This window comes from Microlunatus spumicola (assembly GCF_039536445.1).
GTDB lineage: Bacteria > Actinomycetota > Actinomycetes > Propionibacteriales > Propionibacteriaceae > Microlunatus > Microlunatus spumicola.
Map to the genome: position 1 here is coordinate 663042 of NZ_BAAAYR010000002.1, position 12332 is coordinate 675373.

The following is a 12332-nucleotide window of genomic DNA, read 5'->3' on the forward strand; positions in this document are numbered from 1 at the left end:
GAGGTAAGGCTAACCTAAGCGTCTTCCGACCGCGAGGAGACGACCCGTGACCCACCCCACCCGCCCGAGCCGCCTGTCCCGGCGCACCCTGCTGGCCGGCCTGGCCGCCGCCCCCGTCCTGGCTGCCTGCGGCGCCCCGGGCAGCGGAGGTTCGGGTGCCCCGAGCACCTCGGCCGCCGCCGCCGGCTTCACCTACACCGACGCCCGGGGCAAGGTGATCGACGTCAACCCGGTCCCGGCGAACGTCGTCGCCCAGAGCTCCGCCGCCGCCGCCCTGTGGGACGCCGGCATCAAGGTCAAGGGCGCGTACGGCGAGCTCAAGACCGGCGCGGACGGCAAGCTCGACTACCAGGCCGGCAACCTCGACCTGGGCCAGCTCACGGTGATCGGGGCGTCGTACGGGGAGTTCAGCGTGGAGAAGCTCGCCACGGTGGCGCCGCAGCTGCTGATCGACCTGTCGTTCGACGACAAGACGCTCTGGTACCTCGACGCGAAGGTCGAGGCGCAGGTCGCCGCGCTCTGCCCGACCCTCGGCGTGCACACCCTCGGGCTCGACCTCCTCGGCCTGATCGGGTCGTTCACCGACCTGGCCGTGAAGCTCGGCGCCGACCCGGCCGTCTCGGCCTCGGCGAAGACCGGCTTCGACCAGGCTTCCACCACGCTGCAGGAGGCCATCAAGGCCACCGGCGGCGCGACCGTCGCCCCGCTGAGCTTCGACCAGGACAACGCCTACGTGGGTCTGCCGACGCAGAGCCCGGACCTCGCGCACCTCAAGAAGCTCGGCGCGAACTTCGTGGAGGCGTCCAGCAAGCCCGAGGACTACTTCGCCACGATCAGCTACGAGAACCTGCCCGACTACAGCGGCGACATCATCCTGCTGGACGCGCGGAACACGTTCACCGGCTACCAGGACTCCGCGGTCTGGAAGTCCCTCCCCGCCGTCAAGGCCGGTCGGGTCTTCCCGTGGAAGCCCGCCGCGCCCTACTCCTACGCCTCCAACGTCGCCGTCTTCGAGGGCTACACCCAGGCGTTCGCCTCCGTCGACTCCTGATCGGCCCCGGTCCGCCGGTTTTCCGACGCTCGTTCGTCCCGGAACGCCCTCAGGGGTTCTCGGGCGTCAAGGAGCGTCGGAAAGCCGGCGACGCCGGACGGTCATCGCCGTCCGGAGCTAGCCGGTGACGATCGCGATCCCGTGGCCCGGGAGGCGCACGGTGGTCGGGCCGTCGACCGTCTCGGACCCCGTGAGCCGGCCTCGACCGTCGTAGACGCGCACCTTCGCCGAGCTGCCGACCGGCGCGACCTGAACCGTCTGGCGGTCCGAGGACGACGACTGCAGGAGCGTGGCCGTGATCGTGCCGCGCAGCACGGCCCGGCTCACCAGCGGTCGGACGAGCACGGCGTCCAGCTGAACCCCCGCCCGCGAGACCGCGACCGACACCGGCCCGTCGGCGGGGCGGACAGTCTTGTCGAGGTTCTGCGGGAGCAGGGCGCCCGAGGCGGCCGTGATGCCCTGGTCGCCGACCCGGTGGTGCAGCGTCCCGAGGTTCCGGTCGCCCTGGGTCCAGCGCGTCCGGGCCGTCCCGTCCTCCTCCTGCCAGGCCACCGGCTCGACGTTCACCGGGTCCGGGCTGTCGCCCAGGTCGAGCGTCGCGGTGCCGCCCTCGTCAAGGGCGAGGTACTTCCCGCCGCTCCACGAGGACTCGCCGGTCCACGCCGAGTCGGGCGTGACGACCGTGCCCGTGGTCGGCGTCGCCGCCTCGGCCTCGACCACCCGCAGCCCGTCCCGGCCGACCACCGAGGTCAGGGCCGTCGCCTGCGCCCGCACGGACGGGTGGGCGTCCAGCGCCAGCATCGTCAGCAGCCCGTGGATCGTGCTCTCCGCGCCGCTGTTCGGGTTGATCCGGCCGTCGGCCTCCAGCCCGTCGAACGTCACCCCGGTCGTCGGGTCGTACATCGCCTTGCCGGACCGGTTGGCGCCGAAGAACCACGCCGCCTCCAGCGCGGCCAGGTCGCGCCCGGCCTTCGTGCCGCCGGCGTCGCTCACCGCGAGCAGCGACTGCACGCCGCTGTCCACGCCGTACGCGATCTGCACCGTCTCGACGGGCGTCGGCAGCCAGCCGTTGTCCGCCCCGCCGCTGGTCAGCAGCGTCGGGTCGAACCGCACAGCCTCGGTCACGGCGGGCTTCAGCAGCGACGGCTTGCCCAGCACCTCCGAGCTCCGGGCCAGGGCCGCAGACTGCTGCGAGCTCCAGGCGTGCCAGTCGGACCGCGACTGCGCCCAGGGCAGCACCGCCCCGTACGGCCAGCCGTCCGCGTCGGTCGCCATCGCGGCGATCCCGCGGGCGAGCTTGCGCAGCGCGTCACGGACGAGGTCGTCGCCCTTCGCCGCGCCGACGTACGCGCTCAGGCCGAGCACGGCCTCGGCGCTCGCGTCGCTGCCGTCCTGGATGAGCCAGGACGGCACCTTGACCCCGTCGGCCTGCTGGTAGTCCCCGTAGCGGGCGAGCACGTCGTGGTTCAGCGCGCGCACCGAGAGCCGGATCCGGTCGCGCAGGAACCGCGCGAACGCGGGGTCCTCGCGCTTGAACGCCGCGTACCCCTCGCCGTACGCCCACAGGCTCCGCGCCTGCCAGTAGCTGTCGTCGGAGTCGGACGGGTCGGGCAGCTCGGCCGGCTTCGCGCTCGGGTTCAGCGTCCCGTCCGCCTGCATCCACAGCACCGAGCGCCCGTACGACGGCCCCGAGGTCGTCTGCAGGTAGGCGACCGCACGCAGCAGGTCGTAGGCCTTGGCCCTGCTGTCGGCGCTGCCCGTCTGCTGCCAGTGCCGCAGGTAGACGACGGCCGCGCGCGCGATGTCGTCGGTGTTGAACGCGCCCTGGCTGTAGTCGCCCGTCTTGGGGTCCAGGTCGCCGCCGCCGACGCGGGAGTAGCTGCCGTCGTCCTTGCGGTCCGCGTACGTCCACGGCACCAGCAGCTCGGGGTCCTCCGCGAACCGGTAGGTGGTGTGACCGGTGACGGCCTTCGGGCTCACGTCGTCGAGGAGGAAGTCGAGGTGCGCGAGGTTGGTGACGGTCGTGGTCGCCGCCTCCGCGGGCGCCGGGCGTGCGGCCGGCCCGCCGACGAGGCTCGCGGCACCCAGCGCCACGGACAGCGCCAGGACCACGAACGGACGGGTGGAGCGGGACGTGCGAGCGACGTTGCTCGACGGGTGGGTCACGGGTTCCTCCGGGTGAGTCGGGCGACGCCGATGGCCGAGTCGGCCATGCCGTAGAAGACGTAGTGCTGTCCGTCGATCTCCTCGATCGCGGTGGGGAAGACGACGTTCGGGACGATGCCGACCCGCTCGGCGTCGGTCGAGGGCTCGAGCAGCGGGTCGACGGAACGCTCCCGCACCAGCCAGGGCCGGTCGCGGTCGAGGATGATCCCGCCGGCCACGTAGCGGACGCGCTGCTGCTGCGCCCGCTGCTCGTCGATCTCGCCGGTGACCCCGTGGTGCAGGACGAGCCAGCCCTCGGGCACCTCGAGCGGAGGCGGGCCGCCGCCGATCTTGATCTGCTCCCAGGGCTGCTCCGGCCCGGCGAGCCAGCGGTGCCCGCGCCACACCGTCAGGGCCGACCGGTCGGCCAGGACGTCGGCGAGCGGGACGAAGCTGATCCAGATGCTCTGGCGCTCCTCGGCCGGTCCCGGCGGGGTCTCCCGCGCGGGGTCGTCGCCCCGGAACGGCCGCAGCATGCCCATCGGCCGGTGCAGGACGGCGAGGCTCTCGACCCCGTCCGGCGCGGTGACCGGGACCGGGAAGAAGACCGTGTCCTTGTTGTGGAACAGGTTGAGGTCGGCCTCCGCGTCGGCGTCCCACCGGAACGCCACGGGCCCGAGCCGCTCCCACGTCCGCAGGTCCGTCGAGACCGCGATGGCCGTGCGCGGACCCAGCGGGCCGAAGGCGACGTACGTCATGACGTGCAGCCCGAGCGCCTCGACCCAGGTCACCCGCGGGTCCTCGACGCCGGCGTTGCCCTCGGCCGTCTCCCAGGTCGTCTCCGGCTCGAGCACGACGCCGAGCCGTTCGACCCCCGACGGGACGCCGTCGGCGACGACGACCCGCGCCAGACCGACGCGGGAGACGTTGCCGTCCGACACCATCCGCGGCAGCAGGTAGAGCTCGCCGTCGGCGCCGCGGGCCGACGCCGGGTTGAGCACGCCCTCGGACTCGTGCGGGTCGGCCGGGTCCGGCGTCATGACCGTGCCCACGCGCTCCAGCGCGTACGGGAAGTCGCTCATCCCTTCACCCCGCTGCTCACGTCGGTGTTGATGAAGTGGCGCTGGAACACGACGAACAGCACCGCGATCGGCACGACCAGCACCACGGCCCCCGCGAGCACGGCGCCGAAGGGGTTGGCGGTGGAGTTGGCCACGTTGGTGAGGTAGTTGGCCAACGACACCGCCAGCGGCTGGAGGTCCGCGCGCTTGGTGATCAGGAACGGCCAGAGGAACTCGTTCCACGGGCCGATGAAGGTGACGAGCACGACCGTGACCAGCGCCGGGCGCACCAGCGGCAGGGCGATCTTCGTCAGGAGCTGGATCTCGCTCGCGCCGTCGATGCGGGCGGCCTCGAAGATCGCCTGCGGCAGCTGCAGGAAGTACTGCCGGAAGATGATCACCGCGGTCGAGCTGATCGCGAAGGGCAGGATCATCCCGAGGTAGTTGTCGGCCAGCCCGTAGCTGCGCGCGATCAGCACGTAGAGCGGGATGAGCAGCAGCTGGAACGGCACGACCTGCACGAGGATCGCGAGGGCGAAGACGGCCCCGCGGCCGCGCCACTGGAGCACGGCGAGCGCGTACCCGACCAGCGTCGCGAAGACGACGGTGCAGAGGATCACGCCGCCGGTGAAGATCCCGGAGTTGATCACCGAGCGCACCAGGTCCAGCCGCGCGTCGATGGTGACGTAGTTCTCGAAGGTCAGGTTCCCGGGCTGCGGGAAGGCACCGGCCACGCTCTGGTCCGGCTCGCGCTGCAGCGAGCCGATGACCATGTAGTAGAAGGGGAAGAGGAACGCGAGCGCCCCGATCCCCAGGACGACGCCGCGCAGGACGGCGGGAGCTCTCGTGCCCCTGGTTTTCATTCTCGCTCCCTGAGCCTGTCGAAGGGTCATGTGTCGTCTCCTCCGGCGAAGCGGTTGGACAGGTAGGACAGGATCAGCGTCCCGATCACGAGCAGCACGCCGATCGCGGCCGCGTAGCCGGGCTGCCCCTGCTGGATGCCCTTCTGGTACATCACGAGCACGGGGGAGGCCGAGGCGCCGTTCGGGCCGCCACCGCCCGTGAGCAGGTACGGCTCGGTGAACAGGTTGGCGCCGGTGATGATCGCCAGCACCAGGACCAGCACGGTGGCCGGCCGCACGGCCGGGACGGTCACGTTCAGGAAGCCCTGCCACCGGCTGGCCCCGTCCGTCGACGCCGCCTCGTACAGGTCGCGCGACACGTTCTGCAGCGCCGCGAGGTAGAGCAGGATGTAGAAGCCGAGCCCCTTCCAGGTGACGAAGAGGGCGATCGACGGCATCGCCAGGCGCTCGTTGATCAACCAGGTCGGGTCGGGCGCCAACGGGCCGAGCGCGCGGTTGACGATGCCGCCGCCGTTGAACAGGAACAGCCAGACGCCGACGACCGCGACGCTCGAGGTCAGGTAGGGCAGGTAGAAGGAGACCCGCAGGAACGCCTTCGCGTGCACGACCCGGTCGAGCAGGGTGGCCAGCACCAGCGCGAGCACGACGGTCAGGGGGACGTTGATCAGCAGGAAGACGCCGACGTTGCCGAAGGCCTGCCGGACCGCCGGGTCGGTCAGCGCCGCCGTGTAGTTCTCGATCCCGACGAACGGCTTCGGCACGGTCACGCCCGGAGCGGTGAAGAAGTAGTCGTGGAACGACATGTAGACCGCGAAGCCGAGCGGGTAGGCGAAGACGACGGCGATGAAGACGAGGTAGGGCGCGCTGAACACGTAGCCCAGCGGGTTGCTGCGCAGCCCGCGTCGGCCCCGCGAGCCAGGCTCGCGGGGCGACGCGGTGACCGCGACGGGCGTCGTGGTCGTGGTGGCCGTCACGGGACTAACGGCTCCCGGCGAGCGAGGTGACCTTGTCGGCCGCCTCGTTCATCGACGCGGTCAGGTCGCCCTGGCCGCTGATGACCGACTTCGTGTACGCGTCGCGCAGCGTCTGCAGGATCTCGACCGTGTTCGGGCCGGCCGGCACCTCGACGGTGCGCGACGCCAGGTCACCGAACTGCTTGTAGGCCGGGTTCTTGCTGAAGTAGTCGGCGTACGTGGTGGAGAGGTCCTTGCGCAGCGGCATCTGGCCGGTCTGGGTCAGCAGCGCGGAGTCCTGCTCGGCGCTCGTCGCGAACTTGAGGACGTCCCACGCCGTGCCCTGGTTCTGGCAGGCGGTGAAGAGGCCGATGTTCTTCGCGTCGCTGAAGGTGTGGATGTCGCCGATGGGCATCCCCGTCGACGTCGGCACCGGGACCGCGCCCCAGTTGACCTTGCCCTTGTAGACCGCGATGGCCCACGGGCCGACGATCGCCATGGCGGCGGTCTTCGACGCGAAGGCGTCGCCCTGGACCGTCTCCTTGCCGGCGAGCCCCTCGCCGTAGATCGTCTTCCAGAAGTTGGCGACGGCCAGCCCGGCCGGGTCGTTGAACGTCGCCTTGCCGTCCGCCACGATCGACTTGCCGCCGGACTCCGCGGAGTAGAGCGGCATGAAGTCGAACTGGGTCTGGTAGAACTCGCTCGTCGGCGCCGGGTTGATGGCGTACTTGGCCGCCCCCGAGGACTTGATCTTGCGGGCCGCGTCGAGGAACTGGTCGTACGTCGCCAGCTGCGGGCTGTCCGGGTCGAGCCCGGCCTTCTTGAACAGGTCCTTGTTGTAGAAGATCATCACGGGGTTCGACTTCCACGGCATCTGGTAGTAGCCGCCCTCGGGCGACTGGTACTGCTTGGCGAGGTCGCCGCTGCGCTCGGTGATGTACGACGCGCCGTCCGGGAAGGTCGCCAGGTCGACGAGCCCGCCCTGGCGCTGGAACTGCCCGACGGCCGAGGGCGCGGTGTTGAGCACCAGGCAGGGCGCCGTGCCGGCGGTGACGGCCGCGCCGATGACCTCCTCGCTGCTCTTGCCCGCGGGGATCTCCTGGCCGGTGACCACCTGGTCGGGGTGCGCGGCGTTCCAGGCGCTCACCATCGCCTTGCCCCAGGCGACCTCCTGCTCGTTGTTCGAGTACCAGACGGTGATGGGGCCGCGTGCCGTCTTGGCGGCGTCCTGCGCGCCGGAGCTGCCGCTGCCCCCGCCACCGCAGGCAGCGGTGAGGGAGAGGCCGAGGACGGCGGTGGCGGCGAGGATGCGGGTGATGCGTCGTTGCACGGGTGCTCCTGTAGGTGGGGACGTGCCCTGGACCCGTCGAAGGGCCAGGGGTGGGGAAGGTCAGTCGGTGGGGCCCGGGGCGGGACCGGTGGAACGGGCGACGACGAGCTGCGCGGGCGGCAGCTCCACGCTCGCGGCGCTGCCGGACGTGGTGAGAGCGAGCAGGGTGCGGGCGGCGGCGGCCCCCCACTCCTGCGGGTCGGAGCGGACGGTGGTCAGCGGCGGGTGCGTGTGCCGGGCCATCTCGGTGCCGTCGAAGCCGACGACGGACATCGCGTCGGGGACCTGGGTGCCGGCCTCCTGCAGCACCCCGAGCCCGGCGATGGCCATCGGGTCGTTCGCGTAGACGATCGCGGTCGGCCGGGTGCGGCCCGCGAGCAGCGCGGCGGTCGCGGAGGCGCCCTGCGCCATGGAGAAGTCGGTGTCCACGACCGCCGTCGGCACGAGGCCGCGCGCGGCGACGGCGTCCTCGAAGGCACGGCGGCGGTGCCGGGCGTGCAGCAGCGCGGGGTCGCCGCCGACGTGCGCGATCGCGCGGTGACCGAGGTCGACCAGGTGGTGCACGGCGGCGGTCACGCCCGGGGCGTCGTCGAGCACGACGGACGGGAAGGGGGCCGGGCCGTCCGGGCGGCCGACCAGGACGGCGGGGATGCCCAGCTCGCGCAGCAGGTCGACCCGGTGGTCGTCGTGGCGCAGGTCGTTGAGGAAGGCGCCGTCGACCCGGCGGTCGGCCGCGAACGTGCGGTACGCCCGCTCCTCGGCCTCCGCGCTGCCCACGACGCTCAGCACGAGGACCCGGCCCTCGTCGGTCAGCACCGTCTCGATGCCGGCCATGAAAGCGGGGTAGAAGGGGTCGGCCGCGACGATCCGCAGGTCGCGGCGCAGGACGAGCCCGAGCGCATACGTCCGCGAGGTCGAGAGGGTGCGGGCCGGGAGGCTCGGGCGCCAGCCCAGCCGGTCGGCGACCTCGAGGACCCGCAGGCGGGTCGCCTCGGACACCCCCGGACGGTCGTTGATCGCCAGGGACACCAGGCCCTTGGACACTCCCGCCGCCCGCGCGACGTCCACGATCGTCGGCGCTGCGGGCGCCTCGCGGGGTGGTCGCGGACTCATCGACGGTCGACCTTCGTTGGTCGGTGCTGCGCTGAACCAGTTCAACTGAACCGGTTTAGTCGCAACGTAGACCCGCCCGTCGGGGCCGTCAAGGGGTCGACGAGCCAGGGGGAGACGACGAAGGGGACCCCGGCTCGGCCGGGGACCCCTCGTCGTGCGTGCGGCGGCTAGCGGGCTCCGGCGTCCGCGATGTCCCCGACCTCGGCGGCCGACAGCGCGCGGTCGAAGACCGTGACGTCGTCGACGGAACCGTTCAGGTAGTCGACCGGGTTGCCGCCGAACCTGCCCCGGCCCACGGCCAGGACGCCGGTGGCCACGTCGGGCGTCGCCAGCACGCTGGTCGTGCCCGCGGCCTTCCCGTCGACGTAGATCGTCAGCGTGCCCCTCGTCGTGTCGCGCACCCCGACGAGGTGGTACCACTGGCCGGTCTTCGGCTTGCCGAGCTCGGTGGCCAGCGCCCGGGCCCCGACGAAGCTGAAGGCCCACCGCTGGTCGGCGCCCGAGTACTGCAGGAAGAAGGCGCTGTTGGTGTCGCCGTCCTCGCTCACGACGGTCTGGAAGGCCCCGTCCGCGGTGTCGAGCCGGACCCACGCCGAGACCGAGAAGTTGATGCCCCGGGTCGGGACCACCGTCGTCCCCGTGTCGGCGAACTGCTCGCCCGTCAGGTGCAGCGCCGTCCCGGCGCCGGTCGTCGGCCCGTCCGTCCAGGTCGCGCCGTTGCGCAGGGTCAGCGGGTGCTCGCCCGCGGCGTCCGCCGCGGTCGTGCCCTGGCCCTCGTCGAGGGTCCAGTGCCCGACGCCGCCGAGCCCCGGCGTACCGGGCGGCGGCGCGGGGGCCTGCTCGTTGCCGGCGGCGATCACCGACAGGTTGCTGGCCCGCACCCGGGCCTCGTCGACCTTCTCGACCTGACGGTCGTAGGTGAAGAAGCCGTTCTGCTCGCCCTCGACGTCCGTGATCTGGGTGTAGACGCCGCCGGACAGCCCGTTCTTCGCCCCCAGGTCACGCAGGTCGTCGTTGTTGGCGACGTACTTCTCGTTGAGCTCCGCCGCGTCCTTGACCGCCCCGTACGGGTTGATCGAGGCGCTCGGCCAGAGGTGACCGGGCACCGACAGGGTCAGACCGCCGTGCTCGCCGTCGATCGAGGCGCGCGTCGCGTCCGGCGCCGGCAGGGCCGGCCCCTGGTACTGGTGGTAGTCGATGACGTCACCGTTGCCCGGGTCTCCCGGGGTGTCGCAGCAGTTCGAGCCGCTGCGGGCGTCGACGAGCCGGGTCGGGTCCTGCTTCTTGACCTGGTCGGCGAGGTCGGCCGCGGCCTGCACGCTCCACTGCCCCCAGCCCTCGTTGAAGGGCACCCAGCCGATGATCGACGTCACGCCCTTGAGCTGGTCGACCATCCGCGCGGTCTCGCTGCGTAGGTTGGCCTTCGCGGTGCTGCTCAGCCGGTCGTTGCGGCCCGTGGGCAGGGCGGGCTGGTCCTGCCAGACCAGCATCCCGAGCCTGTCGGCCCAGTAGTACCAGCGCGCCGGCTCCACCTTGATGTGCTTGCGGATCGTGTTGAACCCGAGGTCCCTGGTCTTCTGGATGTCGAACCTGAGCGCCTCGTCGGTCGGCGCCGTGTAGATGCCGTCCGGCCAGTAGCCCTGGTCGAGCGTGGAGAGCAGGAAGGTCGGCCTGCCGTTCAGCACGATGCGCTGCTTGCCGTTGACCTCCTTCAGCCCGACGGTCCGCAGGCCGGCGTAGCTCTCGACCTTGTCGGTGCTGCCGCCCTTCTTCAGCGTGACCTTGAACGTGTAGAGGAAGGGGTCCTCCGGCGACCAGAGCCGCGGGCTCTTGATCTTGAGCTTGAGCTGCCGGTCGGCCTTGCCGGTCACGCTCCCGACCTTCTTCTTGCCCGCGTACGCCTTGACCGTCACCTTCGCGTTCTTCGACGGTCCGTCGACCGCCGTCGCCACCGTGAAGGACTTGAGGTCGGCGTTCGGCGTCGCGGTGAGCGCGCGCACGCTCGTCCGCGCCACCGGCTCCAGCCACACGGACTGCCAGATGCCCGACGCGGCGGTGTAGAAGATGCCGTCCGGGTCCAGGCGCTGCTTGCCGACGGGGATGTCCTCGCTGTCCACCGGAGAGGCGACGCCCACGACGATCTCCTGGGGCCCCTTCTTGCGGAGCGCGTCGGTGATGTCGACGCTGAACGCCTCGTAGCCGCCAGTGTGCTCGACCAGTCGGGTGCCGTTCACCCACACGGTCGCGGCGTAGTTCACGGCGCCGAAGTTCAGCCGGACGCGCTGCTCGTCATGGCGGAACGAGGCCGGCACGGTGATGGTGCGGCGGTAGAGCATGAAGTCGGAGTGCTCCATCACCCCGGACAGCGCCGACTCGGCCGGGAAGGGCACGAGGATCTTGCTCGACAGCTTCTCGCCGAACGTCGGCGGCGTGAACCCGTCGGAGGGCTCGTACTCCCACAGCCCGTTGAGGCTCAGCCAGGTCGGCTTCGCGACGCTCGGCCGGGCCAGCTGGGGGCGCGGGTAGTCCGGCAGCGCGTTCGTGGGGGAGACCTGCGAGGTCCACGGCGTCGCCAGGGGAGCGGACTTGTCGCTCCAGGTGTTCGACGCCGCCGCCTGCGCGGGGAGGACAGGCGCGATCATCGCGACCGCCGTGCCGGCGGCGAGGAGCGCACCGAGCGTGCGCGTGGGGTGGGGGAAACCCATGGAGACCAACTTCCTTGTCGGTGGGTCGAGCGCTCGGGCCCGGGGGTCAGGCCGTCACGGGGAGGACCGAGATGCATGGTCCAACACTGCGCCGACAGTTCTGAAGGGCATACCCGGGCTATCTGTCGTCCCACCCCGGTCGCAGCTCGGGGGCAGCCGCATTAGACGTGGGTTTGACCCTGTGCAACACTTGTCGTGCTGTTGCAGTTCTTGAGCCGTGGTATGTGCTACGCCCGATAGATCTAGCGGTGGGCGGTGGGCCGAGACCCGGCGCCCGGCAGCATTCCGAGACTGCGAGGTGCGGTCCGGAGAGTCTAGGGAGATACACATGGCACAGGGAACCGTCAAGTGGTTCAACGCTGAGAAGGGCTTCGGCTTCATCGCCGTCGACGGCGGCGGGCCGGACGTGTTCGTGCACTACAGCGCGATCGAGTCGTCGGGCTTCCGCTCGCTCGACGAGGGCCAGCGCGTCGAGTTCTCGACCGCGCAGGGCCCGAAGGGCCCCCAGGCCGAGAAGGTTCAGGCCATCTGAGGTCTTTGACCTCGTAGGACCAACGAGAAGCGCCGACCCTCCGGGGTCGGCGCTTCTTGCCGTTTCAGGACGTCCAGCGCCCGCTGGGCCCGAACTCCATCACCTCGACGACGGGGCGGGCCGCCGGAGCGCTGTAGACCAGGCGTGACGTCGCCAGCGGGCTCGGACCCGCCGGAGCGGTGAGCGGCTCGAGCGGGCCGAAGGCCGACAGCGCCGCCTCGGCCTCCCGCACGTCGCGGACGAGGTGCTCGCGCGCCATCCGGTTGGCCATCTGCCGGGTCGCCGTCATCCACTCGTCGTCGAGGATCAGCCGCTGCACCCGGTCGAGGTGCCTCCGCAGCTCCTCGAGCCGGATCGTCGCCCACCGCCGCAGCACCGCCTCGTCCGGCGGGTCCGGCAGGACGACCTGCCGCCACACCCAGACGGCCGCCGGCTCGAGCCGCACCCGCAGCCGCCGCCACACCGGTGGCCTGGCGAGCAGCCAGCCCACGAGCGGCAGGCACATCACCACGAGGAACGCGTACGCGTCGCTGCCGTGCTCCTGCATGGTCTGTCCTCGTCGTCGAGGGGTGCGGCGTC

General features: G+C 71.5%; 10 protein-coding genes. 2 read left to right on the forward strand and 8 right to left on the reverse strand.

Annotated features, from left to right (window positions below; all coding sequences use genetic code 11):
* Positions 1–46: 46 nt before the first annotated feature.
* Positions 47–1051, forward strand: coding sequence for an ABC transporter substrate-binding protein (locus tag ABD665_RS12050; RefSeq protein ID WP_204910441.1), 1005 nt, complete (start codon positions 47–49; stop codon positions 1049–1051).
* A 117-nt stretch (positions 1052–1168) separates the two neighbouring features.
* On the opposite strand, the gene ABD665_RS12055 is transcribed toward ABD665_RS12050, so the two are convergent.
* The 7 genes from ABD665_RS12055 to ABD665_RS12085 all read right to left on the reverse strand — a co-directional run bounded on the left by ABD665_RS12055 (position 1169) and on the right by ABD665_RS12085 (position 11221).
* Positions 1169–3217 carry a hypothetical protein gene (locus tag ABD665_RS12055; RefSeq protein WP_204910440.1) on the reverse strand — a complete coding sequence of 683 codons (2049 nt, stop codon included), beginning with the start codon at positions 3215–3217 and terminating at the stop codon, positions 1169–1171.
* Entirely contained in the window at positions 3214–4278 is a 1065-nt protein-coding gene (locus tag ABD665_RS12060) for a glycoside hydrolase family 130 protein (protein WP_344742400.1), read from the reverse strand. Before ABD665_RS12060 ends, ABD665_RS12055 begins: the two co-directional genes overlap by 4 nt.
* A complete protein-coding gene (locus ABD665_RS12065) occupies positions 4275–5120 on the reverse strand; it encodes a carbohydrate ABC transporter permease (RefSeq protein WP_344742401.1) in 846 nt (281 codons plus the stop codon). The genes ABD665_RS12060 and ABD665_RS12065 overlap by 4 nt, the downstream gene beginning before the upstream one ends.
* A 26-nt stretch (positions 5121–5146) precedes the next feature.
* The gene (locus tag ABD665_RS12070; RefSeq protein ID WP_344742402.1) at positions 5147–6094 is read right to left on the reverse strand and encodes a carbohydrate ABC transporter permease; all 948 of its coding nucleotides are present in this window, start codon (positions 6092–6094) and stop codon (positions 5147–5149) included.
* 4 nt (positions 6095–6098) lie between these two features.
* The gene (locus tag ABD665_RS12075; RefSeq protein ID WP_204910439.1) at positions 6099–7403 is read right to left on the reverse strand and encodes an extracellular solute-binding protein; all 1305 of its coding nucleotides are present in this window, start codon (positions 7401–7403) and stop codon (positions 6099–6101) included.
* A gap of 60 nt (positions 7404–7463) precedes the next feature.
* Positions 7464–8516, reverse strand: coding sequence for a substrate-binding domain-containing protein (locus ABD665_RS12080; protein ID WP_204910438.1), 1053 nt, complete (start codon positions 8514–8516; stop codon positions 7464–7466).
* Between the two features lie 167 nt (positions 8517–8683).
* Positions 8684–11221, reverse strand: a complete 2538-nt coding sequence (locus tag ABD665_RS12085; RefSeq protein WP_204910437.1) for a LamG-like jellyroll fold domain-containing protein — start codon at positions 11219–11221, stop codon at positions 8684–8686.
* A 328-nt stretch (positions 11222–11549) separates the two neighbouring features.
* Here ABD665_RS12085 and ABD665_RS12090 point away from each other — a divergent pair, with 328 nt between their 5' ends.
* Positions 11550–11753, forward strand: coding sequence for a cold-shock protein (locus ABD665_RS12090; RefSeq protein ID WP_183342061.1), 204 nt, complete (start codon positions 11550–11552; stop codon positions 11751–11753).
* A 64-nt stretch (positions 11754–11817) separates the two neighbouring features.
* Here the strand turns inward: ABD665_RS12090 and ABD665_RS12095 are convergent, their stop codons facing one another.
* The gene (locus ABD665_RS12095; RefSeq protein ID WP_204910436.1) at positions 11818–12300 is read right to left on the reverse strand and encodes a hypothetical protein; all 483 of its coding nucleotides are present in this window, start codon (positions 12298–12300) and stop codon (positions 11818–11820) included.
* Positions 12301–12332: the final 32 nt, after the last annotated feature.